The sequence below is a fragment of the Sphingomonas horti genome, from assembly GCF_009753715.1.
GTDB lineage: Bacteria > Pseudomonadota > Alphaproteobacteria > Sphingomonadales > Sphingomonadaceae > Sphingomonas_B > Sphingomonas_B horti.
Genome location: NZ_WQMS01000013.1, coordinates 1 through 25,118 on the forward strand (window position 1 = coordinate 1; position 25,118 = coordinate 25,118).

Below are 25,118 nucleotides of genomic sequence, written 5' to 3' on the forward strand. Positions count from 1 at the left end.
CCTCTCGTGCGTGGACGCTTCGACAGCAACCACACTTTGGCACTCAGATGCCGGGAGCGGGAGCCATCCACCCCATCTGCTTTCCATCGGGGCCATCCGATCAGCGTCCGCTTCTCCCAAACGAAAAGGGCGGCTCCTTTCGGAACCGCCCTTCGAAAGCTTGAAGCAGCGAAAGCTTACTTCTTCGCGGCAGCCGCGTTGGCTTCGGCAGCGTTGACGGCAACGTTGTTGTCGCCCGCTTCCTTGGCAGCGTCGGCAGCGGCCGAGGCGTTGTCGGCGGCGTTCTCGAGCGCGTTCTCGGTCGTCGCGTTGGTCGCGTTGTCGGCAGCCGCTTCGAGGTTGTCGGCGGTGTTCTCCAGCGCCGCAGCGGTGTTGTCCGAGGCGTTCTCGGCCGGAGTGCTCTTATTGCAAGCAGCCAGCGAGATCAGGCCGGCGGCAGCAGCAACAACGATCAGCTTCTTCATTCCTGTGCTCCCCAAGGGAAATAACGTGCGCCCGGCCCGTTGCCGTCGCGGACGCGTAATTAGCGGCAAGCGAGACTTAGTCAAACTGTTTCAGTAGAGTTACTCCCGAGCGCCGGCCACGAGCGTCTCCGGGGCGTTCGCGACGATCGCCAGCATAGCGGTCCAGGCGGCGACATTCTGCGCCAGTTGGGCGGGATCGATCTTGTCGAGCGTGTCGTCCGCCGTGTGGTGGATGTCGAAATAGCGCGAGCCGTCCTGGTCGAGGTCGATGCCGTTGGTGCCGGCGCGCACCCACGGCCCGAGATCGGCGCCTGCGCTGGCGCTGCCCGATCCCTTGGCGATGCCCAGCGGCGAGAGCGCTGCTTCCAGGCGTCCGACCAGCGGCGCGGCCGCGGGATTGAGCTTGGTCTCGAATCGCCAGACCCGGTCCGCGCCGAAATCGGATTCGCCCACCGCGGCATGCGGCTCGGCCTTGTGCCGCTCGAAATAGGCGCGGCCGCCAAGCCCGCCGATCTCCTCGCTGCCGAACCAGATCACGCGGATCGTGCGGCGCGGCCGCCCTGCGTCCATGATCTGCTTGGCGGCGGCGGCGGTGATGGCGACGCCCGAGGCATCGTCGATCGCGCCGGTGCCGAGGTCCCAGCTGTCGAGATGGCCGCCGATCGCGACGATGCCGGCCGACGGATCGCTGCCCGGCACCTCGGCGATGACGTTGCCGGATTGGCGCGGCCCGACCGCGCGCGGCGTGATGACGAGGCGGAGCGTCATCGGCTTGCCGTCAGCGACGATGCGCTCGATCTGGTCGGCATCGGGGTTCGACAGCGCGGCGGCGGCGATCGGCGTGACACCCGGTTCGAAATTGGTGGTGCCGGTGTGGGGCACGCGGTGGCTGTCGGTGCCGAGCCCCCGGATCACGATCGCCAGCGCGCCTTTCTGCGACGCGATGCTGGGCGCGGAGCGGCGGACCGCACCGAAATAGCCGTAGCTCGACCCGTCCTGCGTCGCGCGCATTTCGTTGCCGACATAGACGATCTTGCCCTTGACCTGATCGGCGGGCGCGGCCTGGAGGGCGGCGACGTTCGGGAAGGCGACAAGCGGCGCCTCGACGCCCTGGGGCGGGGTCGCGCCGCTATAGCCGAGCGCGGTCAGCGCCACCGGCTGCGGGTATGGCGCGACGATAGCGCCGCGCTCCTCGCCGCGTTCCCAGCCGGGAATGTCGAAGGTCTCGATGCGGACGTTCTTGAAACCCAGGCTTTTCAGCTTCTGCACGGCCCAGTCGCGGGCACGCGCTTCCTCTGGGCTGCCGGCGAGGCGCGGCCCGATCTCCGTCGTCAGGCCTTCGGTGATCTTCCAGGCGGTGTCGTCCTTCAACGCCGCGTCGCGCAGCTTGGCGGGATCGTGCGGCGGCGCCGCCGCGACCAGGAGAAAGGGAAGGGCGAGGAGTGCGAGCCGTTGTATTTGCATGGGTGTGCCCTACCTACCGGAACACGCGTTTGCCAAGCCCCGGCGCCTTGCGCTACGGGCGCGCGCAATCCTCAACGACAATCGAACACCGGAGACCGTGGCCGATGGCCGTGCAGTATAGCTTTGTGATGAAGGGCCTGACCAAGACCTTCCCCGGCCAGCCCAAGCCGGTGCTGAACAACATCCACCTGCAGTTCCTGCCGGGCACCAAGATCGCGATCATCGGCGTCAACGGCGCCGGCAAGTCGACCCTGATGAAGATCATGGCCGGCTATGATACCGAGTATCAGGGCGAGGCCTGGGCGGCGGAAGGCATCCGCGTCGGCTATCTGGCGCAGGAACCGGCGCTCGACCCGAACAAGACCGTCAAGGAAAACGTGATGGATGGCGTCCGCCCCGTGGCGGACTTAGTCGACCGGTTCAACGAGATCTCGAACCTGATGGCGGACCCGCCCGGGGACGCCGATTTCGACGCGCTGATGACCGAGATGGGCGAGCTTCAGGAGAAGATCGACGCGGTCGACGGCTGGACGCTCGACAACCAGCTCGAAATCGCGATGGACGCGCTCAGGTGCCCGCCGGGCGACTGGCCGGTCACCAGTCTGTCAGGCGGCGAGAAGCGTCGCGTGGCGCTCTGCCGGCTGCTCTTGGAAAAGCCCGACATCCTGCTGCTCGACGAGCCGACCAACCACCTCGACGCGGAAAGCGTCCAGTGGCTGGAAAAGCACCTGATCGACTATCCGGGCAACGTCATCCTCGTCACCCACGACCGTTATTTCCTCGACAATGTCGTCGGTTGGGTGCTGGAGCTCGATCGCGGCCGCGGCATTCCGTTCGAGGGCAATTACTCCAAGTGGCTCGAGGCCAAGGCCAAGCGCATGGAGCAGGAAGAGCGCGAGGAAGCCGGGCGCCAGAAGGCGATCAAGGACGAGCTGGAATGGATCCGGCAGTCTCCCAAGGCCCGCCAGGCCAAGTCCAAGGCCCGCATCCGCGCCTTCGACGAGCTGGTCGAGAAACAGGAAGCGCGCGCGCCCGGCAAGGCACAGATCGTCATCCAGACGCCGGAGCGGCTGGGCGGCAAGGTCATCGAGGTGAAGAATGTCTCGAAGGCCTATGGCGACAAATTGCTGTTCGAGGACCTGAGCTTCACGTTGCCGCCGGGCGGCATTGTCGGCGTGATCGGCCCGAACGGTGCTGGCAAGTCGACTTTGTTCCGCCTGATCACCGGCCAGGAAAAGCCCGATTCGGGCGAGATCGACATCGGCCCGACCGTGCAGCTCGGCTATGTCGATCAGAGCCGCGACGCGCTCGATCCCAACAAGAATGTCTGGGAAGAAGTGTCAGGCGGGCACGACCTGATGACGATCGGCAAGCACGAGATGTCGACCCGCGCCTATGTCGGCGCGTTCAACTTCAAGGGCCCGGACCAGCAGAAGAAGGTCGGCCAGCTCTCGGGCGGCGAACGCAACCGGGTGCACATGGCCAAGATGCTGAAGAAGGGCGGCAACGTGCTGCTTCTCGACGAGCCGACCAATGACCTCGACGTCGAGACGCTGCGCGCGCTGGAGGAAGCGATCGAAAGCTTCGCCGGCTGCGCCGTGGTGATCAGCCACGACCGCTTCTTCCTCGATCGGCTCGCGACTCACATCCTGGCATTCGAAGGCGACAGCCATGTAGAATGGTTCGAGGGCAATTTCGAGGCCTATGAGGAAGACAAGCGCCGCCGCCTCGGTGACGAAGCCGATCGCCCGCACCGGATGAGCTACAAGAAGCTGACGCGGTAAGAACCCTCGGCTCCGCCGCTCGTTCTGTTCCTTAATGACAGGAGCAGGACATGGCGGAACTGGAAGTGCAGGCGCGGAGTGCCGCCGAGCTGATTGCCCGCGCGGCCGAGCCGCTGCCGGAAATTGACGATCCGGCGTTCGGCACCTTCTTCGACCGGTTCGGCGAGGCGCGGGTCGTCTGCCTTGGAGAGGCGAGTCACGGGACGTCGGAATTCTACCGCGCGCGGGCGGCGATCACGAAAGCGTTGATCGAGCGGCACGGCTTCACGATGGTGGCGGTCGAGGCGGACTGGCCCGACGCGGCAGTGATCGACCGGATCGTGCGGGACAAGCCGGCATCCCCGGAGGCCGAGGCGCCGTTCAAGCGTTTCCCGACCTGGATGTGGCGCAACGCCGAGTTCGCGGCCTTCGTCGAATGGCTGCGCGACCATAATCGGGCCGACGGAAAGGTCAGCTTCCACGGCCTCGACCTCTACAACATGAATGGCTCGATCGGGGCGGTGATCGGCTATCTCGATCGTGTCGACCCGGAGGCGGCTGCGGACGCGCGGCGGCGTTATGGCTGTCTGAAGCCGTGGAAGGAGGAGCCGGCGATCTACGGCCGGATCGCGCTCAGCGAAGGCTATGGCCGGTGCGAGAAGGCCGTCGTGCAGACGCTGCGCGACCTGTTCGCCAGGCAGCAAGCCTATGTCGACGGCGATCCGGACGCGTTCATCGATGCTGCCCAGAATGCGCGGCTGGTCGCCAATGCCGAGGCCTATTACCGCGCCATGTACCACGGCTCGGCAGCGAGCTGGAACCTGCGTGACGAGCATATGGCCGACACGCTGGAACTGCTGTTGCGCTGGAAGGGACCGGACGCAAAGGCGGTCGTCTGGGCGCACAACAGCCATATCGGCGACGCGCGCTTTACCGACATGGGGCAGGGACGGGAGGAGCTGAACCTGGGGCAGCTGGTGCGCGAGGCGCACGGCGACAAGGCGCGGCTGATCGGCTTTGGGACCCACGCCGGCACGGTCGCGGCGGCGGACGACTGGGACGCGCCGATGAAGATCAAGCAGGTCAATCCGTCCCGTCCGGACAGCTACGAGCGGCTGATGCACGACAGCGGACAGGAGCGGTTCCTGCTCGATCTCCGCGACGGCGAGCACTCCGAGGTCCGCGAGGCGCTGATGGAGGAGCGGCTGGAGCGCTATATCGGCGTGATCTATCGGCCTGCGACCGAGCGCTGGAGCCATTATTCCGAAGCGACGCTGCCAAAGCAGTATGACGCGTTCATCTGGTTCGACCGAACGCAGGCGGTCACGCCGCTGCCCGGGCCCGAGGAGCACGGCGCCGACGAAACCTGGCCGTTCGGGCTCTAGCGCCGGTCGCCTTTTGTTCCTAAGCTTGGGCCATGGCCAAGCCCCAGAAGCGTTATGTCTGCCAGGTCTGCGGATCGGTTTCGCCGAAATGGGCGGGGCAGTGCGGCGACTGCCAGGAATGGAACAGCCTGGTCGAGGATGCTGGGGCCGTGGTGACGCCGTTCCAGGCGCGGCACAATCTCCAGTCCGGCGGGCGGGCGATCGAGCTGGTCGGGCTCAATGCCGACGTGTCGCTGCCGGCGCGGATGCCGACCGGGATCGCAGAGCTGGACCGGGCGCTGGGCGGCGGCTTCGTGGCAGGTTCGGCGACACTGATCGGCGGCGACCCCGGCATCGGCAAGTCGACGCTGCTGCTGCAGGCGACGGCGAAACTGGCGGGAGCGGGCAAGGCGGTCGCTTATGTCTCGGGCGAAGAAGCGGCCGACCAGGTGCGGCTGCGCGCGCGTCGACTCGGGCTGGGCAGTGCGCCGGTGCAGCTCGCCGCCGCGACATCGGTGCGCGACATCCTGACGACGCTGCAGGGCGCGGTGCCCGACCTGCTTGTGATCGATTCGATCCAGACCATGCATTCGGACCTGATCGAAGGCGCGCCGGGCACGGTCAGCCAGGTGCGCGCTTCGGCCGGCGAGCTGATCCGCTTCGCCAAGGAGCGCGGCACGGCGGTGGTGCTGGTCGGGCACGTCACCAAGGACGGGTCGATCGCGGGTCCGCGCGTGCTGGAGCATATGGTCGACACCGTGCTCAGCTTCGAAGGCGAGCGCAGCCACCAATATCGTATCCTGCGCGCGATCAAGAACCGGTTCGGCGGCACCGACGAGATCGGCGTGTTCGCGATGGGCGAGCTGGGGCTGGACGAGGTCTCCAACCCCTCCGCCTTGTTCCTGACGCACCGTGACGAGACGGTGAGCGGCGCGATCGTGTTTCCGGCGCTGGAAGGCACGCGGCCGGTGCTGGTCGAGATCCAGGCGCTGACGGTGCGGCTGGCGAGCGGGGCTACGCCGCGGCGGGCCGTCGTGGGCTGGGATGCGGGGCGGCTGGCGATGATCCTGGCGGTATTGGAGGCGCGGTGCGGGCTCAGCTTCTCCAGCGCCGAAGTCTATCTGAACGTCGCGGGCGGCTACCGCGTGTCCGATCCCGCCGCCGACATGGCCGTCGCTGCTGCGCTGGTGTCGGCGCTGACGGAGCGGCCGCTGCCGTCAGATGCGGTCGCGTTCGGCGAGGTCGCTCTATCCGGCGAGCTACGCCCGGTCGCGCACGGCGCCTTGCGATTGAAGGAAGCGGCAAAGCTCGGCTTCGAGCGGGCGCTGGTCCCGTCCAGCCTGAAGGACAGCGCCGGCGTGCGGCTTTCGGGCTTTGCCCGGCTGGGCGCGCTCGTTGACCATCTCCTCGGGCGCGGTTAGCCACCCCGGCATGACCGCTCTGGATGTCGTTGCGCTGGTATTGATGGGCGGAGGCGCGGTGTTGGGCGCGCTGCGCGGCTTCGTGCACGAGGCATTGTCGTTGATCGCCTGGGTGCTCGCCGTGATGGCGGTGACCTTCTTCCACACGCCGGTGATGGACGCCCTGTCTGGTCCGATCGGGTCGCCGTCCGGCGCCGCGGTCGCGGCCGTGGTGCTGCTGTTCGGCGGAACCTTCATCGTCGGGCGGCTGCTCGCGCGCGCGCTCGGCAAGCGGACGCGGCAGTCGGTGCTGGGCCCCGTCGACCGCGTGCTCGGGTTCGGGTTCGGCTTCGTCAAGGGGCTGATCCTGGCGGCGCTGCTGTTTCTGCTGGCGACGCTGGTGATCGATACGGTGCGCGGCGGCCCGGCGCACCGGCCCGACTGGGTGCGCAAGGCGCGGACCTATTCGCTTATGAGCGCGACCAGCCGGGCGATGGTCGACTATATGAACCAGCGGCGCGGCGCGCTTCGCGAGGCCGACAACGGCAGCGCCGGGCCATGAACGCACCGCTCTACGACGCGGCGCTGCTGCGGCTGGCGACCACGATCCCCCATCTGGGGCGGTTGCCCGATCCGCAAGGCTCCGCCGACAAAAGGTCCGCGACATGCGGCAGCCGCGTCGTCGCCGACGTGGTGCTGGACGCAGGCGGACGGATCGCCGCGCTGGGGCTGGAGGTGTCGGCCTGCGCGCTGGGGCAGGCATCGGCCAACCTGATGGCCTCGCATGCGATCGGGCGGACGCCGGAGGAGCTGGCGGCCGCTCGCGACGCGCTGGCGGCGTGGCTGGCAGGGGAGCGGGACGAGCCGGGCGACTGGCCCGACCTGAACCGGCTTGAGCGTGCGCTGCCGCACCGCGGACGGCATCCGGCGATCCGGCTGCCGTTTGAAGCCGCCGCCGAAGCGGCCGAGCGCGCGCGCGGCTGATGGAGGCGCACGGACCCGGATCGCTGCTGCGCGACGGGTTCGTGATGCTGGGTGCGGCGCTGGTGCTGGTGCTGGTGTTCCGGCGACTGGGGCTCGGCGCGACGCTCGGCTATCTGATCAGCGGCGTGATCATCGGTCCGCATGGGCTCGGACTGGTCGGCGACCCACAGGCCAAGCTCGGCATCGCCGAGATCGGCATAGCGCTGCTGCTGTTCCTGGTCGGGCTGGAGCTGTCGCCGCGTCGGCTGTGGCGATTGCGGAACGACATCTTCGGCTTCGGCCTGGCGCAGGTGGTGCTGTGCGGGCTGGCGCTGGCGGCGTTCGTCTATGCGGTGACGCCACTGACGACGGAAGCGGCGCTGGCGATCGGCTTGCCGCTCGCGCTGTCCTCGACCGCGCAGGTACTACCGATGCTGGAGTCCGCCGGCCGGCTGCGAACGCCGTTCGGCCAGCGCGCCTTTTCGGTGCTGCTGCTGCAGGACCTGTCAATCGTGCCGCTGATCACGATCGTCGCGGCGATGTCGCGGGCGCCCGACGCGGCCAGCGCGCCGCCCGGATGGCTGCTTGCGCTCTATACCGTGGGCGCAGTGATCGGCCTGGTGCTGGCCGGCCGGTTCATCCTGAACCCGCTGTTCCGCCTGATCGGAGGGCTCGGCGAGCGCGAGCTGTTCGTCGCGGCTGGGCTGTTCGCGGTGCTGGCGAGCGCGGCGGTGATGGAGTCGCTTGGGCTTTCAACCGCGCTCGGCGCGTTCGTGGCCGGCGTGATGCTGGCCGACTCGCCTTACCGGCACGAGCTGGAAGCCGATGTCGACCCGTTCAGGTCGATCCTGCTTGGCCTGTTCTTCATCGCGGTCGGCATGCTGCTCGACCTGCAGGCGATTGCCGATCGGCCGCTGTTCGTTATCGCGATCGCCGCCGGGCTGGTCGCGATCAAGGCCGCGATCATCCTGGGGCTCGCGCGGCGGTTCGGACAGGAATGGCGCACTGCGCTGGCGACCGGCCTCCTGTTGAGCCAGGGGGGCGAGTTCGGCTTCGTCCTGTTCGCGCAGGCGCAGCGCGCGCTGCTGATCGCGCCCGAGGCAGCGAGCCTGTTCGGCGCGGTGGTGACGCTGTCGATGGCGACGACGCCGTTCCTGATGATGCTGAGCCGCCGCTTCCGCGAGCCGCCGCCGCGGCAGCGCACCGATCTGGAAGGCCCGCGCAACGACTGCGCGAACGCGATCGTGGTCGGCTGGGGGCGGTTCGGCCAGACGGTCGGCTTCATGCTGGCGCTGCAGGGCATTTCCGTCACGATCATCGACCGCAAGGCGTCGCAGGTGGACGTGGGGCAGGAGTTCGGCGTCAAGGTCTATTTCGGCGACGGTACGCGCGTCGACCTGCTGCGCCAGGCGGGCGCGGAGCAGGCGCAGCTCCTGCTGTTCTGCATCGACGGCGGCACCCTGGACCGCGAAGCGATGGACGCGATCGCCCACTCCTTTCCCAATGCCCAGATGTTCGTGCGCGCCTTCGACCGGCGCCAGCTGATGCGGCTGAACGGGGCGCCGATCGCTGGGACGGTGCGCGAAGTCTATGAATCCGCGATCTGCATGGGCAGGATGGCGCTGGCCGCTGTCGAAGTGGACGGCGACGAGATCGATCGTACCGAAGCGCGCTATCGCGACGTGGATGCGAAGCGGCTCGCCGCGCAGGCAACGGCGGGCGACCTGCATGCCGGGGAGGAATTGATGGTCCGTCCGAACGAGCCGCCGCCGCCTGGGGAAGCGATCCCGATTCCGGCGGAGAGCGGCTGATGCTCTGGCTGATACGGCTGGCGGCGCTGTCCGCCGCGATCGCGATCGCCGCAGGCGCGTTCGGCGCGCACCGCTTCGCCGGCAAGGAAGCCGACTGGCTACGGACCGGCGGATTCTACCAACTGGTCCACGCGGTCGCGGTGCTGGCACTCGCCCGCTCCGCGGCGTCGGCTCCGCTCTGGACGCTGCTCGGCGGCTCGGCGCTGTTCGCGGCGACGCTCTACGCGATGGCCTTCGGCGCGCCGCGCTGGCTGGGCGCGGTCACGCCGGTGGGCGGCGCGGTGATGATCGCGGCATGGCTCTGGATTGCCTGGTCCGCGCGCTAACGTAGCTCGTCCAGGAATGCGGCCACCTCGTCCAGCGCGATCGACTTGTCGACGAACGCGGCGCCGATCCCGCGGGCGAGGATGAAGGGGACGCGGCCGCCGGCCTTCTTCTTGTCGTGCGCCATGTGCGCGGCGAGGCGCTCGCCGGACGCGTCGACGCCTGCGGACACGGCATCGTGCGGCAGGCCGATCCGGCGCAGATGCTCGACGACCCGCGTCGCGTCGGACGGGGGGCAGAGGCCGCGCGCGGCCGAGAAGCGGAAGGCGAGGCCCATACCGGCAGCGACCGCTTCGCCGTGGAGCAGGGCAGCGCCGAAGCCGGTTTCGGCCTCCAGCGCATGGCCGAAGGTGTGGCCGAGGTTCAGCAGCGCGCGCCGGTCGGCGGTCTCGCGCTCGTCCTCGGCGACGATGCGGGCCTTGGCGGCGACGCTGTAGGCGATCGCATGGGCGCGGGCCGCTGGGTCACCGGCAAGCAGCTCCCCGCCATGATCCTCGCACCAGGCGAAGAAATCGGGGTCTGCGATCAGCCCGTATTTGACGACCTCGGCATAGCCGGCGCGGAGCTCGCGCGCAGGCAGCGTGTCAAGGACGGCCGGGTCGATCAGCACGAAGCTCGGCTGGTGGAAGGCGCCGACCAGGTTCTTGCCGGCGCGCGCGTTGATCGCGGTCTTGCCGCCGACCGAGCTGTCGACCTGCGCCAGCAGCGTCGTCGGCACCTGCACGAAGCCGATGCCGCGCTTGACGATCGCGGCGGCAAAGCCGGCCAGATCGCCGATCACGCCGCCGCCGAGCGCCACCACATGCTCGCCGCGTTCGACTTCCAGCGCCAGCAGCCGGTCGCACAGCGCTTCGAGCTGCGTCCAATTCTTGGTGGACTCGCCGGCCGGCAGCACGATCGGGACGAGGTTCGGGTGGCGCAGCCGCGGCAGTTGCGCGGCCGCGACCGTCTCGTCGGTGACGACGATCAGCCGCTCGCGCGCATAGGGCGCCAGCAGATCGGCGGCGCGGTCGAGCGCGCCGGCTTCGATCAGCACGTCATAGCGGCGAGCGCCGAGTTCGACGGGGACGATGGTCATTGGCCGAGCGCCCTCAGGATCGCGCGGACCGTCGCGTCGTGCGGCGACGGCTGGCTGCGGACATGGATCGGCGCGAGCGCATAAACCGGGTTGCGCGCAGCGGCGAGGTCGGTCAGCACCTGGCGCGGGTCGCGGTCCTTCAGCAGCGGGCGGGTGGAGCGGCGGCGCACGCGATCGACCAGCGTCTCCAGATCGGCCTCGAGCCACACCGCGGTCGTCTTGTCGAGGATCAGCGCGCGCGTGCGCTCGTTCATGAAGGCGCCGCCGCCGGTCGCGATCACTTTCGGGCTGCCGTCGATGAGGCGGGCGATCACGCGGCGCTCGCCGTCGCGGAAATAGTCCTCGCCGAACATCTGGAAGATCTCGGTGATGGTCATGCCCGCCGCCGCCTCGATCTCCTCGTCCGCGTCGACGAACGGCAGGCCGAGCCGCTGGGCAAGGCGGCGCCCGACCGTGGTCTTGCCCGCGCCCATCAGCCCGATCAGCACGATCGGGCGATCGACAGGACGGGAGGCGGGCGCGGCGGTCATGCGCCCCGGCTAGAGCACAAAACCGGAGACGTTAAGAGGCTAGCTGGTCTTCATGCACTGGCTGTCGTCGGCGCGTTTGAACTCGCGGCAATTCCACAGCATCTTCTCGAAGCCGTTGGAGCGGTTGCGCAGATAACTGAACGACAGGGCCTGGTGCTGCTCCGGCTCGATCGGGAAGCCCTTCGGCGCCTTGTGCGGGTCGGTCCAGCCCATGAACTTGCAGAAGTCCTTCTGCCCGCAGGCGGCGAGCGCGAGGGCAGGGAAGTTGTTGGCGCCGACCTTCTTGTCGAGCACGACGACGAAAGCGTCGCCGCCGGGGGAGACGATCTTCACCTGCCGCGCGCCGCGATCGGCGAGCTTCTCGGGCGTCACGGCGCCTTCACCAGCGACCTGCACCTCGGCCCCCGCCAGATGGGCCGGAGACAAGGCCGCGAGCTTGGCGATCGCGGGCTCCGAGCCGGCATAGCCGCCGCGGAACGCGCCCGGCGTTCCCCACCAGCCCTGCCAGCGGAAGAACAGGTGCGTGCCGACCGCTGCGACCTTGTCCAGCGTCCCGCTCCAATAGGGCACGACCCAGTTCGTGTGGTAATGGGTCGAATAGCCGACCGGCTTGTACACCTTGCCCTTCAGCGCGGCCTCGGCGAGCTCACGCGCGCGCTGCCAGCCGGAAATCGAGGGGATGCGGGCGAGCGAGCCGTCGCAGGTGAAGGTGAACTGGCAGCCCGTATCCCGGTCGGAGCCCTGGAAGACGACGCCGCAGATCGTCTTCGGGAAAGCGGGATGGCGGAGGCGGTTCAGCACGACCTGCACGACCGCGCGCATGCCGTCATCGCCTTCGGCCGCGGCCTCGTAATAGGCGGCGGCGGCGAGGCAATCGACCGAGCGGGCATAATCCTCGCTGCCGCTGGCCAGCCGGAACGGCTTCGCCGCCGGGTTGGGCGCAGTCGAGAACGGGATGGCCGCGTTGATCTTCACGGCGTCGTCGGGCGTCACGTCCGCATATTGGACCGGCTCGACCGGCGGGGCGGGAACGTCGGCGGGCGGCGCGCCGGACCGCGACAGCTCCACGACCCGGGCGCTCCGCGACAGTACGAGACCGCGGCCCTGGGCGGCCCAGATGGCGGTGGCGAGCAGCAGCACCACGACCGCGGCGGCGATCATGTCGTGCAGGTCCTGGCGCGCCTTCAATGCGGAGAACAAACGCGATCTCTCCAAGCAGACGAAGCGCGGGCGCATAGCAGAATGCGCCCGCGCTGTCAGTTCGGTTAAGATGAGATTGATGGTTTACGCGATCAAGATCAGGCCTCGGGCAGGAAATCCGGCACCGAGAGGTAGCGTTCGCCGGTGTCGTAGTTGAAGCCGAGCACGCGGACATTGTCGGGCAGGTCGGGCAGTTTCTGCAGGATCGCCGCGAGCGTCGCGCCCGAGCTGATGCCGACCAGCATGCCTTCCTCGCGCGCGGCGCGGCGCGCCATGTCCTTGGCGACCTCCGCTTCGACCAGGATCACTCCGTCCAGCAGCTGGGTGTGCAGGTTTTCCGGGATGAAGCCGGCGGCGAGGCCCTGGATCGGGTGCGGACCAGGCTGGCCGCCCGAGATGACCGGCGACAGCGTCGGCTCGACCGCGAATACCTTCAGCTGCGGCCATTCCTTCTTCAGCACCTCGGCGCAGCCGGTGATATGGCCTCCGGTGCCGACGCCGGTGATCAGCACGTCGATCGGGGAGTCGCGGAAGTCTCTCAGAATTTCCTGGCCCGTTTCATTGGCATGCACGGCGATGTTCGCGGGATTGTCGAACTGCTGCGGCATCCAGGCGCCATCAGTGCTGTCGACGATCTGCAGCGCCCGCTCGATCGCGCCCTTCATGCCCTTTTCCTTGGGCGTCAGGTCGAAGGTCGCGCCATAAGCGAGCATCAGCCGCCGCCGTTCCAGCGACATGCTTTCGGGCATGACCAGGATCAGCCTGTAGCCCTTGACCGCGGCGACCATGGCGAGGCCGATGCCGGTGTTGCCCGAGGTCGGCTCGACGATCGTGCCGCCGGGCTTCAGCTTGCCGCTGCGCTCCGCATCCTCGACCATCGACAGGGCGATGCGGTCCTTGATCGAGCCGCCGGGGTTCGCGCGCTCCGACTTGATCCACACTTCGGCGTCGCCGAACAGGCGGTTGATCCGGATGTGCGGCGTGTTGCCGATCGTTTCGAGGATGTTGGCGGCTTTCATGCGGGCTTCTCCTGCATCACGGCTTCGGGAAGGGCGGTTTCGGGCAGATCGAAGGTGCGGGCGCGGCGGATTTCCGGGAACAGATAGGCCCAAATGCCGGCGACCGCTATGGCGCCGATGCCGCCGAACGCGACTGCACCGATGGGGCCCAGAACGGAGGCGAGCAGGCCCGATTCGACCTCGCCCAGCTCGTTTGACGCGGAAATGGCGAGGCCGGACACGGCCGAGACGCGGCCGCGCATCGCGTCGGGCGTATAGAGCTGGACCAGCGACGAGCGGACATAGACCGACAGCATGTCCATGCCACCCAGCACGATCAGTGCCGCCATCGATGCCGGCATCGACTTGGAATAACCGAACGCCAGCGTCGCGAGGCCGAAGCCGGCGACCGCGAGCAGCATCTTGACGCCGACATTGTGGTGGAGGGGGCGCCACGCGAACCATAAGGCGACCACCGCGGCCCCGACTGCCGGAGAGGCGCGCAGCCACCCCAGGCCTTCCGGTCCGACATGCAGGATATCGCGGGCATAGACCGGAAGCAGCGCCGTCGCCCCGCCTAGCAGCACCGCGAACAGGTCCAGCGTGATCGCCCCCAGCAGGAAGCGGTGGCTGCGGACATAGCTGAGGCCGTCCACCATCTGCCGGACCGGGTGGGTGCTGCCGGACATGGCCGCGGGCATGATCCGGCGGATCGGCGTCAAGGCGAGGATCGAGACAACGAGGAAGCCCGCCGCCATCCAATAGGGCATCGCCGGATCGACGCTGTAGAGGAAGCCGGCGAGGGCGGGCCCGCTGACCGACGCGCTCTGCCAGGCGATCGAGCTCATCGCGATCGCCCGGGGCAGGACGGCGGCGGGCACGATGTTCGGGGCGATGGCCGTCATCGACGGACCGAGGAAGACGCGGGCGACGCCGTGCAGCGCCGCGAGGCCGAACAGCAGCGGCAGGGTGAGTGTTTGGGTGTAGGTGGTGATGCCGAGCGTCAGCGCGATCGACAGGTCGATGCCGTTCGCCAGCCGCGCGACCAGCCGCCGCTCGAACCGGTCCGCGACCCAGCCGGCGACCGGCGTCAGCAGGAACAGGGGCACGAATTGGGCAAGGCCGATCAGCCCCAGATAGAAGCTCGCTTCCCTGACCGACATGCCGTAATCGGCGCGCGCGGTGTCATAGACCTGGTAGCCGAGGATCACGACCATCGACATGGTCGCCAGCACCGCCGAGAACCGGGCGATCCAGTAGGCGCGAAAGTCCGGGATCGCGAGCGGTGACGGTTGGGCCTGCACGGCGCCGCTCCTAGTCACGCGGACCAGTCACCCGCAACCGCGAACTCGCTTCACGCGCCCCAAGGCCAGCTTTGCCGGGCTTCAAAGCTTGTACACGAGGCTCGCGCGGCTGACCGAGCCACTGGTGCTGACGCCGCGCAGCCCGTCTTCCTCGACCCGGTATTCGTAGCTGAGGCGGAGCTTCAGCTTGTCCGAGATCTTGCTGTCGAGCGCGGCGCTGAGAAGGCCGCTGCTGGTGCCGTCTTCGTAGAAGACCGAGACACGTTGCGTGAAATCGAGCCGGGGGCCGATCGCGAGGCCGAGATCGAGCGTGCCGCGGCCGGCCAGGCGCGTCTGAGCCTCGCCGCCGTCGCCGATGGTGCGGCGGATTGCCGGGCCGCCTTCCAGCGCCAGCTTCAGCGTCCGGCCCGAACTGAGCGACCAGCCCGCGCCGAGGCCGGCCGTGTAGCGCTGGTCGTAGCCGAGCGCGGGATCATGCTCGAACTGGCCGAGCCCGAACACATAGCCCTTGGGCGAGGTCGCGTAGCGCGGCTGCCACGAGGCGAGCAGCCGTTCGACCGCGCGGACGCCGTCGGTGTCCTGGATCTCGCCGCGCAACTGCAGCCGGTGGCTCCAGTCGATGCCGTCGCGCTTCAGGTCCAGCGAGGCGAGCGCGCCGAGGCTGTCGGTGGGACCGGCGGACCAGGAGGCGCCGAACTCGACCTGGCCGGACCAGAGCTCGAACGCGCCGGCATCGGCGAGCCGTCGCTGGGCGGCCGCGTCCGTCTCTGCCTGGCGCGCGGCGACCTGTGCCTGCCAGCCTGTGCGCAGCTCCGCCAAGGCGGGCGCCAGATCGGGCCGCGCCCGGGCGGCATAGTCGAACATCTTTGCGATCGTCTTCGCGTCGCCATCGGCGATGGCGGCGTCGAGCATCGCCTTCAGGTCGGCGGGAATCGCGGCGGCGGGGGCGGGCGCCTGCACAGACGGCGGCGGGGGCGCTTGGTCCAGCATCGGGGCCGGAATAGTCATTCGGGGCGCGAGGGCAAGCCGTTCGTGCCGCCCGTTTTGCCGCCGGACGCCGGCCCGGCGGCATCGCCTTCAGGATCGATGCTGCGTTTCAGCGGCGAAAGCACCCACATCGTAACCATCGTGAACACCGCCAGCATCACCGCCACGTCGTAGCTGCCGAGGCCGACCGCCGTGCCGATCGCACCGGTCGCCCAGAGGCTCGCAGCGGTGGCGGTGCCGCGCACGCTGTCCTTCATCCTGAGGATCGCGCCGCCGCCGATGAACCCCATGCCGGTGATCAGCCCCTCGACGACCCGCGCCATTGCTTCCGGGTGGCTGGCCGTCAGCGGCTCCGCCGCCTGCACGAACCCGCAACTCGCGACGGCGACAAGCGGGAAGGTGCGCAGGCCGGCGCTCCGCTCTTCCTTTTCCCGGTTCCAGCCGATCGGCAGCGCGAGCGCATAGGCGACCAACAGCGCAAGAAAATGCGGCAGCAGGCGGAAAGCGTTGGCGTCGAACAGCTGTTCCAAGTCATTCTCCCTGAGGTCTGCCTCCGGGAACGCATCAAAGGTAACGAAAGTCACGGCACGTCCTTTGGCGGAGGCGTTACCTTACGCAGCCTTTGCGCATTCAGCACCGCAATCAGCAGCCGGTCGTTATAGACCCTGCGCTCGCCGACCTGCCGGCCGCGATAGAAGACCGGCCGCACCTCGCCATCCACCGCCCGATGGATCGCCGCCGCCTGGGCGAGGAACTGTCCGAGCCCGACCGCCTCGTCCCATGCCGCGGCGAAGCTTTCGGCGCCGGGCCGCTTGCGCAGCGCATAGGCGGACTTGGCGCTCATCCCGACGGCCCGCGCCGCCGCCGAGACCAGGCCGATGCGGGAGAGCTGCTCGATGAACATGCGCTGCCGGGCGGCGGACCAGCCGTCGTGCCGCGCGCGGGCAAGCGGGACGGGAACGAAGGCGAGCTCAGGAGCGGGCGACTCGGTCATCCGCGAGTCTATGACCGATCGGGGGGCGTGTAGGACAGCATCTTGTGGCAGACGCATGATAGGATTAAATCCTATTAAAAGGAGAATAGGCCATGCGTGCGACTCGCCAATTGAGCATCACTCTGCCCCAGGAGATGGCGGTGGCAGTGCGTCAACGTGTCGAGTCCGGCGACTATGCGAGCGACAGCGAAGTGGTTCGTGAAGGGTTGCGGGCGCTAGCCGAGCGTGAGCGCGCGGTCGAGCATTGGCTACGAACGGATGTGGTCTCGGCATATGAGAAGCTGCGCGCCGATCCTTCACGGGCCCGAACGATCGCGCAGGTGCGTGAAAAACTCCGGCATACGCGCGAAGCGATCGAGCAAGAATGATCAAGCGCTACGAGGTCGTGCTTGACGCCGAGGCAGAAGCGCAGCTCGAAGACCTGTTCATGTATATTGCGCAGGATGCCTCGATCGAGGTCGCGGAGCGCTTCACCGACGCGATAGTCGAGCAATGCGAGGCACTGTCGCACTTTCCAAACCGCGGAACGCCACGCGACGATATCCAGCCAGGCCTACGCACGATCGCATTCCGCCGCGCCGTGACGATCGCCTATGCGGTCGACGAGGACAGGGTGGAGGTGCTTGGGATTTTCTACCGGGGGCGGGATTATGAGAGTCTGTTGAATTAACAGGCCCGTGGTCACCGCCGACCACCTTGCTCACTAATCGCAATATGGCCTGCAATTGTCTTGCCGATATAGGAGGCGGCAGTGACTGGAGTGAGTTCAAGGCGAAAGAGGGGCAATCTGATCGACCTTGTTTCATCAACAGCTTGCCCGTTAGACCTGCATCACTCCACGCTCACGAAACTATCCATCACGCGTTTCCGCCCGGCCTGCTCGAAGTCGATTTCGAGCTTGTTGCCTTCGATCTCGGCGATCGTGCCGTAGCCGAATTTCTGATGGAAGACGCGCTGGCCGAGCGAGAGATCGCTGCGGCCCTTGTTGCCGAGGCTGACGGCGCTGGCGCGGGCCTCGACGACGCGGGCCGTGGTGGTCTGGTAGCCGCCCACTGAAGCGGCGCGCTGCCAGCCGGGGCCGCGTCCGGTGCCGCGGGCGACGTTCGCGAACGGGTCGGCGCGTTCGGACCAATTGGCGCGCCAGAGGCTTTCGCCGCCGGTCATGCTGGTTTCCTCCTCGATATGCGCGGCCGGCAATTCGCCCACGAAGCGGGAGGGGATGGAGCTGGTCCACTGGCCGTAGATGCGACGGTTGGCGGCATGGAGGATATAGGCGCGGCGGCGGGCGCGAGTGATCGCGACATAGGCGAGGCGGCGTTCCTCCTCCAGGCTCGCATTGCCGCCTTCGTCCAGTGAACGCTGCGACGGGAACACGCCTTCTTCCCAGCCGGCGAGGAAGACAGTGTCGAACTCCAGGCCTTTGGCGGCGTGGATCGTCATGATCGTCACCTGCTCGCCGCCTGCGCGCTCGTCATTGTCCATGACCAGGCTGACATGCTCGAGGAACGCGCCAAGATTTTCATATTCCTCCATCGCGCGGACGAGCTCGTTCAGGTTTTCCAGCCGCCCGGCGGCGTCGGCGGAGCGGTCCGCCTGCCACATCGCCGTATAGCCGCTCTCGTCCAGCATCTGGCGAGCGAGCTCCGGATGCGGGAGCTGGCCGGCCATGTCGCGCCAGCGGGCGATGTCGCCGATCAGATTGCCGAGCGCGCGCCGCGCCTGCGGCGTCAGCTCGTCGGTGTCGAGGATACGCGCGGCGGCGAGCGTGAGCGGGATGGCTTGGGCGCGGGCGAGAGCGTGGACCTTTGCCAGCGCCTTGTCGCCGAGGCCGCGCTTCGGCGTGTTGACGATGCGTTCGAAAGCAAGGTCGTCGGCCGGCTGGTTGACGACGCGGAGATAGGCGAGCGCGTCGCGGATCTCCTGCCGCTCGTAGAAGCGGAAGCCGCCGACGATGCGGTAGGGCAGGCCGATCGCGATGAACCGGTCCTCGAACTCGCGGGTCTGGAACTGGGCGCGGACCAGGATCGCGATATCGTCGAGCTCGCCGCCGGAACGCTGGTGCGCCTCGATCAGCTCGCCGACGCGGCGCGCCTCCTCCGGCCCGTCCCAGACGCCGAGCACGCGCACCTTTTCGCCTTCGCCCGCTTCCGTCCAGAGCGTCTTGCCCAGCCGGCCGGCATTGGCCGCGATCAACCCGGAGGCGGCGCCCAGAATGTGCGGCGTCGAGCGGTAATTCTGTTCCAACCGGATGATAACGGCGCCGGGGAAGTCCTTCTCGAACCTCAGGATGTTCGCGACTTCGGCGCCGCGCCAGGAGTAGATGGAGTTATGCGTCACGATCCCGTTCGCGACATAGTTGTGCGTGCCCGCCACGTTGAGGTCGAAAATGTCGGCCTGCTTCCCGTCGACGGTTTCGACCGCGATTACAACGTCGTGGCTGCCGTCTTCGCCGGCGACCATCATACCGGGCCGAATCGTCGAGGCAGGCCGGACCGCCAGCGCCGTGCCGAGCAGATTGGCCTTGAGCTGGACATCCAGCTCAAAATGCTCTTCGAGGCGGTCACGAATTTCCCCGACCTTCTTCATGTCGCGATACAGCGTCTCGTAACGCCAATTGTCCGGATTGCGGGCATAGACGCGCGGGTTCAGGCCGAGCGCGCGAACCTTCTCACGATCGACGGGATCGTTGCCGCTGAGCGACAGGCGATGCATCGGCGTAGCCCCACGCCGTTCCGCATACAGTGTAAGATTGAGCGCCTTGCGGCGACCCGGCGCGGTCTGCGGAACATGATGGGGATGATCGGCCAACAGGCCATGATCGGCCAGCAGCTGTTGGGCCCGCGCTTGGCTGTCCACCGCGCGGTGAATTCGGTCGAGCGTCGCCTGGTCGTGCACCAGCCCGTTCGTGCTGCCGCCTTTGCGAGCGACGAACGGCAGGGTGGAGATACCGTAGCGCAGGCTCAGGAGATGTTCGCACTCCCGCGCTTCGGCTTCCGTCTCGAAACTTGAAATGAGCCAGACGGCATCGGCACCTTCCTGCAGACAGCGCTGCCTGAAGCCGATCACCGGCCGTTTCTGGCCGCGGGTGTAGATCTGGCTGGTGCCGAGCCGATAGCCTTGGCCGCGTTTCCACATCAGATAGGCGAAGTTCTTCTGCGGGCTTGCGGTACGGATGAAGTCCGCGAAATGGCTATGTTCGGGCGTGCTGACCAGCTCACGCCCCGATGCCATGCGGAGCCTGACGAGCGGCCGCTTCGCTCTCCGGCGAAAGACCTCGGTCACTTCCGCCGGGCGAAACTCCCCCGAGCCATAACAGGACAGTACCAGATCGCCCGGTCTGATCTTCTCGATCGGACGAGTTTCGCCATCAGCGAGGGTGATATGGGTTCCGGCCGGGAGGCACTGATCGTCGTCGCCGACGCAGCAGATGTTCTTGCGGGCCTGGGCGAGCAGGCGGAGCCAGAGATACTGGCTGGCATTGGTGTCCTGATATTCATCGACGAGGATGTATTTGAACCGCTGCTGGTAACGTTCGAGCACGTCGCGGTGAGTCTTCAGGATCACCAGCATGTGCAGCAGCAGGTCGCCGAAATCACAGGCGTTCACCGCCTTCAGCCGCGCCTGGTACTGGGCGTAGAGATCGGCGCCGCGGCCGTTCGCAAACAGCTCGGATTCGCCGGCGTCGACATCGGCCGGCGTCCAGCCGCGATTCTTCCATTTGTCGATCAGGCCGGCGAGCTGGCGGGCGGGCCAGCGCTTCTCGTCGAGGTCGGAGGCGGCGATCAGCTGCTTCAGCAGGCGGAGCTGGTCGTCGGTGTCGAGGATCGTGAAGTTCGATTGCAGGCCGACCAGCTCGGCGTGGCGGCGGAGCATCTTCGCCGCGATCGAGTGGAAGGTGCCGAGCCAGGGCATGCCCTCGACCGCGTCGCCGACCATGCGGCCGATCCGCTCCCGCATCTCGCGCGCCGCCTTGTTGGTGAAGGTGACGGCGAGGATCTCCGACGGCCAGGCGCGGCGGGTGTAGATCAGGTGGGCGAGCCGCGCGGTCAGCGCCGCCGTCTTGCCGGTGCCGGCACCGGCCAGGACCAGCACCGGTCCCTCGGTCGTCAGCACGGCCTCGCGCTGCGGCGGGTTCAGGCCCTTCAGATAGGGCGGTTCGTTCGGGTCGGCGATCGGGTGAGTCACCCGTGAACAGCTAGGGAACGGCGGCCCTTGGCACAAGGCGGCGGAAGGGGCGGCCGTCGATGGCGGCTAGGCCGAGGGCGATCAGGGCCATGCCGGCGTAGTGGCGCGGCGCCAGCGCTTCGCCGAGAACGAGGGCGCCGAGCAGGATCGCGGTGACGGGGATCAGGAAGGTGACCAGCAGCGCGTTGGTGGCGCCGGCGCTGGCGAGCAGGCGGAAATAGAGCCAATAGGCGAAGCTGGTGCAGATCAGCGCGAAGCCGGCGATCGCGGCCCAGGTGGCGGCACCGGGCGCGGCGATCGTCCAGGGCCGTTCGAGCAAGAGGCTGAACGGCAGCAGCAAGAGGCTGGCGCCGATCAGTTGGCCGGTCGCGACGGTCAGCGGCGGGATACCGAGCGGGCGGAAGCGGCGGGCATAGACGGCGGCGAAGGCGTAGCTGAGCGTCGCGGCCAGGCACATCAGGATCGCGATCGCTTCGCCGCCCAGATGCGCGCCGGTGCCGATCATCACGGCGACGCCGCCGAAGCCGAGCAGCACGCCGACGATCTTCGCCGGTGTCGCGCGCTCGTCGCGGGTGAAGATGTGCGCGACCAATACGCCCCAGAGCGGCGTCGTCGCGTTCAGGATCGAGGCGAGGCCGCTCGCGATCCGAAGCTGCGCGAAGGCGTAGAGGACGAAGGGCAGGGCATTGTTGAGCAGGCCGAGGATCACGAGCATGCCCCAGATGCGCGCGCTGGTCGGCAGGCTTTCGCCGCGCAGATAGAGGAAGGCGATCAGCGGGATCGCGCCAAGCGACACGCGCAGCAGCATGATCGTGATCGGCGGCAGCTCCTTCAGCGCGACCGCGAGGAAGAAGAAGGAGCCGCCCCACAGCACCGAGAGGACCAGCAATGTGGTCCAGTCGCGCCCGCTCATGCTATCATTCCGCATGGCTAACGTCTGGCACGTGCGTGGGGCCTGCGCCATCCCGGCGCTTGCGGTCAAAGCTTGCGGAGAAGGGTGAGCTTGGCCTTGCCGTGCGTGCGGACGGCGTCGGCTTCGAAGCCGGGGACCTCGACATCCTCGTTGAGCGCGGTTTCGATGCTGACCCAGGCGCCTGCCTCAAGCGTCAGCCGCGGCAGGACTTTCCGGCCGAGGCCGGAGCCGTAGGGCGGGTCCATGAAGACGATGTCGAACGGCCCGCCCGCAAAGCCTTCGGCGGCCTGGGCGCGGATATCGGTGCCTTCTGCGCCGAGCTTCGCGATATTGGCTTTGAGCGCGGCGACGGCCTCACGGTCGCGTTCGACGAAGACGCAGCTGCGGGCGCCGCGGGACAGCGCTTCAAGGCCGAGCGCGCCAGTGCCGGCGAAGATGTCGGCGACGCGCAGCTCCTCGAAACTGCCGATGCGGGAGGTCAGCATCGAGAACAGGGCCTCGCGGGTGCGGTCGGCGGTGGGGCGGGTCGCCGCGCCGGGCGGTGCCACGAGCGTGCGCCCGCGCCAGCGGCCGGCGATGATCCTCATTTCGGCTCCTTCCCTCGCCGCCGCCGAGGGGAGGGGGACCCCTTGCCGTCAGGCGAGCGTTGGAGGGGCCCGGAGCGAAGCGGAGGGCTAGGTTGTCCTCCCCCGGCTCGAGGCCGGGGTGCGGCCCCTCCACCACGACGCTTCGCGTCGCGGTCCCCCTCCCCGAGCTGAGCTCGGGGAGGAGCTGATTTCAGGGTGTTTCGGAAGACGACCAGGTCGTGCTGGCGGACTTCGTCGACGGCGCCGGCGGGAAGGTCGGCAAGGGCGAAGGGGCCGTAGGAAGTGCGGATCAGGCGGGAGACGCGCAGGCCGAGATGCTCCAGCACGCGGCGCACCTCGCGGTTCTTGCCCTCGGCGAGGGTGAGCTCGATCCAGACATTGGCGCCGGTGCGGCGCTCGAGATTGGCGTCGATCGAACCGTAGCGGACGCCGTCGATCTCGACGCCGTGGATCAGCTCCTCCAGCTGCGCCTGGGTGACATTGCCATAGGCGCGCGCGCGGTAGGTGCGGGGGACGCCGGTGCGCGGCAGCTCCAGCGCGCGTTTCAGCTCGCCGTCGGTGGTGAGCAGAAGCAGCCCTTCAGTGTTGAGGTCGAGCCGGCCGACGGGCATCAGCCGCGGCAGGCCCTTGGGCAGCCGATCGTAGATGGTCGGGCGGCCTTTCGGGTCGCGCTCGGTCGTCAGCAGCCCAGCCGGCTTGTGGTAGCGGAACAGGCGCGCGGGCGCCGGCGGCTTCACCGGCCTGCCGTCGACGGTGACGCCGTGGAGGGATTCGACCAGGGTCGCCGGCGTCTCGACCACGGTGCCGTCGATCGCGATTCGCCGCTCCGCGATCATCCGCTCGATTTCGCGGCGCGAGGCGACCCCGGCGCGCGCCAGCAGCTTGGCGATCCGTTGCGCTTCCCGTGACTTAGCTTGCGGCGCGGGCACTTCGTCGCTCCCAAAATCTTTTTGCTGGCAAGCCACAAAAACCGTGCGGCATGCGTTATGTTCATCAGCCGGTAAGGGGCGCGAACAGGGCGCGTTCCATGGCGGAGGAAAAGCAGGGCGGCAATGGTGTTCGGTAAGCGGGCCAGGAAGATCCAGCGTATCCTGATCGTCGAGGACGAGCCGCTGATCGCATTCGATACCGAGCATGTGCTGATCGAAGGCGGCTATCAGGTGGTCGGCACCGTCGACAGCGTCGAAGCGGCGCTGGAGGTGATCGGGTCGAAGAAGATCGACCTGGCGCTGGTCGACCTGGGGCTGACCGACGGCGGCAACGGCGTCGAGGTCGCGGCGGCAGCGCGGCGGGCCGGCCTTCAGGTGCTGTTCGTCACCGGGCGCTGCCCGAAAGGCGGCGAGTCGCTCGGCATCGGCTGCCTGGAAAAGCCGTTCACGCCCAGGGACCTGCGTGGCGCGATCGAGGCGATCGAGACCCTGCTCGCGCGCGGCAGCGTGAAGAAGGCGCCGCCCGGCCTGCACCTCTACGCGGACAGCGTGCCGGCGGCTTGAAAATCCTCCCCTCAGCTTTGCTGAGGGGAGGGGGACCGCCGGCGGAGCCGGTGGTGGAGGGGCCGACCGCGAAGCGGGCGGAAGCAACCCTCCGCTCCGCTCCGGCCCCTCCACCGCGCTTCGCGCGGTCCCCCTCCCCGAGCGAGCTCGGGGAGGACCTTATCAAAGCCGCATTTCGACCTGGTCGTGGAAGGCGCGGATGCCGGTTTCGAGGGTGCCCAGCGTCAGGTGGTCGACGGCGCCGCTCGACAGGCCCTGCTGGCCGAGCGCGGCGGCGCGGAAATCCTCGCTACCGAACACGCCCTGATCGAGCAGCTGCCAGCTGCGCTGCCAGTGGGAGAGGGCCTTTTCGGTCTTCGGCGCCTCGGGAATCAGCATGAAATCCTCGACCAGGCTGCGGTCGACCGCCTGCGGCATCAGCACCATCAGGTTCACGTAATCGGGGCTGACGATCAGGATGCCGCCGGGGAAGAGCTGATAGGCATAGGTGACGGCGGAGCGAAGCGCGGCCCAGTCGCTGCGATCGAGCCCGGCGATCGCCGCGGCGCGGCCGACCGCGGATCGCTGGTGCGGGCCGACCCGGTCGCCGGCGGTCACGCCGTCCTGGAACATCGGGCCGATCGTTTCGGCATGCAGCCGCTGGACATGGTAGCTTTCGGAAAAAGCATCGACGATCAGCTTCCAATTCGCCGCCACCTGGTGGGTGTTGCGCGCGAATAGATGCTGGCCGGCCAGGCCGAACGCGTCGAAATCGTGTGACAGGGCCTCGGCGGCCGCGAAATCCGCCTGCTCGTCGAACGCGAACCAGATCAAGCCGCCCGCCTCAAGGCTCGGCAGCTCCTTCAGGCCATGCGTGCTCTTGTCGAGGCCGGGAAAGGTCTCGGCGCGCGGCAGGCCGGAGAGGCGGCCATCGAGCGCGTAGGACCAGGCGTGATAGGGGCAGACGAGCCGCGGCGCACACACCGCCTCGCTCCCTTCGACCAGCCTTGTGCCGCGATGCCGGCAGACGTTCAGGAACACATGCGCCTTGCCGGCCTTGTCGCGGGTGACGAGCAGCGGCTTGCCGAAGCCGTCGTGCGGCACCGCCATGTTCGGCCCGGGCAGCAGCGCGGACGGCGCGATCACGTTGGGCATCGCGGCGAACAGCGCCGCCCATTCGCGATCGTGGCGCGCCGGGTCGGTATAGACGGACGCGGGGACGGTGGTGATGCCGTCGCCGCGCTTGATCGAACCATCGGCGAGAGTCTCGGCGAGCGCGAGCTGGCCGGGCGTGGGCGTGAGCGCGTTCATGGCGCA

25 protein-coding genes are annotated in these 25,118 nt (G+C 68.2%); 10 read left to right on the top strand and 15 right to left on the bottom strand.

What is annotated here, in order from left to right:
• Positions 1-176 precede the first annotated feature (176 nt).
• Together GON01_RS09540 and GON01_RS09545 are read right to left on the bottom strand one after the other, a co-directional pair.
• The gene (locus GON01_RS09540; RefSeq protein WP_157027157.1) at positions 177-464 is read right to left on the bottom strand and encodes a hypothetical protein; all 288 of its coding nucleotides are present in this window, start codon (positions 462-464) and stop codon (positions 177-179) included.
• Positions 465-563: 99 nt separating this feature from the next.
• Positions 564-1,928 carry a M20/M25/M40 family metallo-hydrolase gene (locus GON01_RS09545; protein ID WP_157027158.1) on the bottom strand — a complete coding sequence of 455 codons (1,365 nt, stop codon included), beginning with the start codon at positions 1,926-1,928 and terminating at the stop codon, positions 564-566.
• A gap of 104 nt (positions 1,929-2,032) precedes the next feature.
• Here GON01_RS09545 and ettA point away from each other — a divergent pair, with 104 nt between their 5' ends.
• The 7 genes from ettA to GON01_RS09580 are packed head-to-tail and all read left to right on the top strand — an operon-like array spanning position 2,033 to position 9,555.
• Positions 2,033-3,712, top strand: a complete 1,680-nt coding sequence (ettA, locus tag GON01_RS09550) for an energy-dependent translational throttle protein EttA (RefSeq protein ID WP_157027159.1) — start codon at positions 2,033-2,035, stop codon at positions 3,710-3,712.
• 50 nt (positions 3,713-3,762) lie between these two features.
• Positions 3,763-5,076, top strand: coding sequence for an erythromycin esterase family protein (locus GON01_RS09555; protein ID WP_157027160.1), 1,314 nt, complete (start codon positions 3,763-3,765; stop codon positions 5,074-5,076).
• A gap of 32 nt (positions 5,077-5,108) precedes the next feature.
• Entirely contained in the window at positions 5,109-6,476 is a 1,368-nt protein-coding gene (gene radA, locus GON01_RS09560; RefSeq protein WP_157027161.1) for a DNA repair protein RadA, read from the top strand.
• A gap of 10 nt (positions 6,477-6,486) precedes the next feature.
• A complete protein-coding gene (locus GON01_RS09565) occupies positions 6,487-7,017 on the top strand; it encodes a CvpA family protein (protein WP_157027162.1) in 531 nt (176 codons plus the stop codon).
• Complete coding sequence (locus GON01_RS09570) at positions 7,014-7,439, top strand: iron-sulfur cluster assembly scaffold protein (protein WP_157027163.1); 426 nt, start codon at positions 7,014-7,016, stop codon at positions 7,437-7,439. Before GON01_RS09565 ends, GON01_RS09570 begins: the two co-directional genes overlap by 4 nt.
• A complete protein-coding gene (locus GON01_RS09575; protein ID WP_157027164.1) occupies positions 7,439-9,229 on the top strand; it encodes a monovalent cation:proton antiporter-2 (CPA2) family protein in 1,791 nt (596 codons plus the stop codon). The genes GON01_RS09570 and GON01_RS09575 overlap by 1 nt, the downstream gene beginning before the upstream one ends.
• Positions 9,229-9,555, top strand: a complete 327-nt coding sequence (locus GON01_RS09580; protein ID WP_157027165.1) for a DUF423 domain-containing protein — start codon at positions 9,229-9,231, stop codon at positions 9,553-9,555. Before GON01_RS09575 ends, GON01_RS09580 begins: the two co-directional genes overlap by 1 nt.
• Here GON01_RS09580 and aroB read toward each other — a convergent pair.
• From aroB to GON01_RS09620, 8 genes are all read right to left on the bottom strand, one after another.
• Entirely contained in the window at positions 9,552-10,631 is a 1,080-nt protein-coding gene (gene aroB / locus GON01_RS09585; RefSeq protein ID WP_157027166.1) for a 3-dehydroquinate synthase, read from the bottom strand. The genes GON01_RS09580 and aroB overlap by 4 nt on opposite strands.
• Positions 10,628-11,161, bottom strand: a complete 534-nt coding sequence (locus tag GON01_RS09590) for a shikimate kinase (protein ID WP_157027167.1) — start codon at positions 11,159-11,161, stop codon at positions 10,628-10,630. Before GON01_RS09590 ends, aroB begins: the two co-directional genes overlap by 4 nt.
• Positions 11,162-11,200: 39 nt before the next feature.
• Entirely contained in the window at positions 11,201-12,349 is a 1,149-nt protein-coding gene (locus GON01_RS09595; RefSeq protein WP_181600016.1) for a cell wall hydrolase, read from the bottom strand.
• A gap of 110 nt (positions 12,350-12,459) precedes the next feature.
• Positions 12,460-13,380: a cysteine synthase A gene (gene cysK / locus GON01_RS09600; RefSeq protein WP_157027169.1), complete on the bottom strand. Its 921-nt coding sequence runs from the start codon at positions 13,378-13,380 to the stop codon at positions 12,460-12,462.
• A complete protein-coding gene (locus GON01_RS09605; RefSeq protein ID WP_181600017.1) occupies positions 13,377-14,663 on the bottom strand; it encodes an MFS transporter in 1,287 nt (428 codons plus the stop codon). Before GON01_RS09605 ends, cysK begins: the two co-directional genes overlap by 4 nt.
• A gap of 81 nt (positions 14,664-14,744) precedes the next feature.
• Positions 14,745-15,653 carry a DUF481 domain-containing protein gene (locus GON01_RS09610; protein ID WP_181600018.1) on the bottom strand — a complete coding sequence of 303 codons (909 nt, stop codon included), beginning with the start codon at positions 15,651-15,653 and terminating at the stop codon, positions 14,745-14,747.
• Between the two features lie 14 nt (positions 15,654-15,667).
• A complete protein-coding gene (locus tag GON01_RS09615) occupies positions 15,668-16,180 on the bottom strand; it encodes an MgtC/SapB family protein (protein ID WP_157027172.1) in 513 nt (170 codons plus the stop codon).
• Positions 16,181-16,230: 50 nt separating this feature from the next.
• Entirely contained in the window at positions 16,231-16,644 is a 414-nt protein-coding gene (locus GON01_RS09620; RefSeq protein WP_157027173.1) for a hypothetical protein, read from the bottom strand.
• A gap of 92 nt (positions 16,645-16,736) precedes the next feature.
• Here GON01_RS09620 and GON01_RS09625 point away from each other — a divergent pair, with 92 nt between their 5' ends.
• The gene (locus tag GON01_RS09625) at positions 16,737-17,012 is read left to right on the top strand and encodes a type II toxin-antitoxin system ParD family antitoxin (protein WP_157027174.1); all 276 of its coding nucleotides are present in this window, start codon (positions 16,737-16,739) and stop codon (positions 17,010-17,012) included.
• Positions 17,009-17,314: a type II toxin-antitoxin system RelE/ParE family toxin gene (locus GON01_RS09630; protein ID WP_157027175.1), complete on the top strand. Its 306-nt coding sequence runs from the start codon at positions 17,009-17,011 to the stop codon at positions 17,312-17,314. Before GON01_RS09625 ends, GON01_RS09630 begins: the two co-directional genes overlap by 4 nt.
• A 161-nt stretch (positions 17,315-17,475) precedes the next feature.
• Here GON01_RS09630 and GON01_RS09635 read toward each other — a convergent pair whose 3' ends face one another.
• From GON01_RS09635 to GON01_RS09650, 4 genes are read right to left on the bottom strand one after another with little or no spacing between them, the layout of a single operon-like run.
• Positions 17,476-20,829 (bottom strand): UvrD-helicase domain-containing protein, encoded by a 3,354-nt coding sequence (locus GON01_RS09635; protein ID WP_181600019.1) that lies wholly within the window; start codon positions 20,827-20,829, stop codon positions 17,476-17,478.
• Between the two features lie 10 nt (positions 20,830-20,839).
• Complete coding sequence (locus tag GON01_RS09640) at positions 20,840-21,757, bottom strand: DMT family transporter (RefSeq protein ID WP_232328770.1); 918 nt, start codon at positions 21,755-21,757, stop codon at positions 20,840-20,842.
• 50 nt (positions 21,758-21,807) lie between these two features.
• The gene (rsmD, locus tag GON01_RS09645; protein WP_157027177.1) at positions 21,808-22,329 is read right to left on the bottom strand and encodes a 16S rRNA (guanine(966)-N(2))-methyltransferase RsmD; all 522 of its coding nucleotides are present in this window, start codon (positions 22,327-22,329) and stop codon (positions 21,808-21,810) included.
• Positions 22,326-23,258, bottom strand: a complete 933-nt coding sequence (locus GON01_RS09650) for a pseudouridine synthase (RefSeq protein ID WP_309503415.1) — start codon at positions 23,256-23,258, stop codon at positions 22,326-22,328. Before GON01_RS09650 ends, rsmD begins: the two co-directional genes overlap by 4 nt.
• Positions 23,259-23,381: 123 nt before the next feature.
• On the opposite strand from GON01_RS09650, the gene GON01_RS09655 reads away from it, so the two are divergent.
• On the top strand, positions 23,382-23,822 hold the full coding sequence (locus tag GON01_RS09655; protein WP_157027179.1) for a response regulator: 441 nt from the start codon (positions 23,382-23,384) through the stop codon (positions 23,820-23,822).
• Between the two features lie 162 nt (positions 23,823-23,984).
• On the opposite strand, the gene GON01_RS09660 is transcribed toward GON01_RS09655, so the two are convergent.
• Complete coding sequence (locus tag GON01_RS09660; RefSeq protein ID WP_157027180.1) at positions 23,985-25,112, bottom strand: aromatic ring-hydroxylating oxygenase subunit alpha; 1,128 nt, start codon at positions 25,110-25,112, stop codon at positions 23,985-23,987.
• Positions 25,113-25,118: the final 6 nt, after the last annotated feature.

What these genes read in the sequence shown, in the direction of transcription:
- GON01_RS09575 (WP_157027164.1), top strand. Translation starts at nt 7,439, where the DNA reads ATGGAGGCGCACGGACCCGGATCGCTGCTGCGCGACGGGTTCGTGATG.
- aroB (WP_157027166.1), bottom strand. Translation starts at nt 10,631, where the DNA reads ATGACCATCGTCCCCGTCGAACTCGGCGCTCGCCGCTATGACGTGCTG.
- rsmD (WP_157027177.1), bottom strand. Translation starts at nt 22,329, where the DNA reads ATGAGGATCATCGCCGGCCGCTGGCGCGGGCGCACGCTCGTGGCACCG.
- radA (WP_157027161.1), top strand. Translation starts at nt 5,109, where the DNA reads ATGGCCAAGCCCCAGAAGCGTTATGTCTGCCAGGTCTGCGGATCGGTT.
- GON01_RS09640 (WP_232328770.1), bottom strand. Translation starts at nt 21,757, where the DNA reads ATGCGGAATGATAGCATGAGCGGGCGCGACTGGACCACATTGCTGGTC.
- GON01_RS09580 (WP_157027165.1), top strand. Translation starts at nt 9,229, where the DNA reads ATGCTCTGGCTGATACGGCTGGCGGCGCTGTCCGCCGCGATCGCGATC.
- GON01_RS09570 (WP_157027163.1), top strand. Translation starts at nt 7,014, where the DNA reads ATGAACGCACCGCTCTACGACGCGGCGCTGCTGCGGCTGGCGACCACG.
- GON01_RS09565 (WP_157027162.1), top strand. Translation starts at nt 6,487, where the DNA reads ATGACCGCTCTGGATGTCGTTGCGCTGGTATTGATGGGCGGAGGCGCG.
- GON01_RS09590 (WP_157027167.1), bottom strand. Translation starts at nt 11,161, where the DNA reads ATGACCGCCGCGCCCGCCTCCCGTCCTGTCGATCGCCCGATCGTGCTG.
- GON01_RS09545 (WP_157027158.1), bottom strand. Translation starts at nt 1,928, where the DNA reads ATGCAAATACAACGGCTCGCACTCCTCGCCCTTCCCTTTCTCCTGGTC.
- GON01_RS09610 (WP_181600018.1), bottom strand. Translation starts at nt 15,653, where the DNA reads ATGCTGGACCAAGCGCCCCCGCCGCCGTCTGTGCAGGCGCCCGCCCCC.
- cysK (WP_157027169.1), bottom strand. Translation starts at nt 13,380, where the DNA reads ATGAAAGCCGCCAACATCCTCGAAACGATCGGCAACACGCCGCACATC.
- GON01_RS09555 (WP_157027160.1), top strand. Translation starts at nt 3,763, where the DNA reads ATGGCGGAACTGGAAGTGCAGGCGCGGAGTGCCGCCGAGCTGATTGCC.
- GON01_RS09660 (WP_157027180.1), bottom strand. Translation starts at nt 25,112, where the DNA reads ATGAACGCGCTCACGCCCACGCCCGGCCAGCTCGCGCTCGCCGAGACT.
- GON01_RS09630 (WP_157027175.1), top strand. Translation starts at nt 17,009, where the DNA reads ATGATCAAGCGCTACGAGGTCGTGCTTGACGCCGAGGCAGAAGCGCAG.
- GON01_RS09540 (WP_157027157.1), bottom strand. Translation starts at nt 464, where the DNA reads ATGAAGAAGCTGATCGTTGTTGCTGCTGCCGCCGGCCTGATCTCGCTG.
- GON01_RS09625 (WP_157027174.1), top strand. Translation starts at nt 16,737, where the DNA reads ATGCGTGCGACTCGCCAATTGAGCATCACTCTGCCCCAGGAGATGGCG.
- GON01_RS09620 (WP_157027173.1), bottom strand. Translation starts at nt 16,644, where the DNA reads ATGACCGAGTCGCCCGCTCCTGAGCTCGCCTTCGTTCCCGTCCCGCTT.
- ettA (WP_157027159.1), top strand. Translation starts at nt 2,033, where the DNA reads ATGGCCGTGCAGTATAGCTTTGTGATGAAGGGCCTGACCAAGACCTTC.
- GON01_RS09655 (WP_157027179.1), top strand. Translation starts at nt 23,382, where the DNA reads ATGGTGTTCGGTAAGCGGGCCAGGAAGATCCAGCGTATCCTGATCGTC.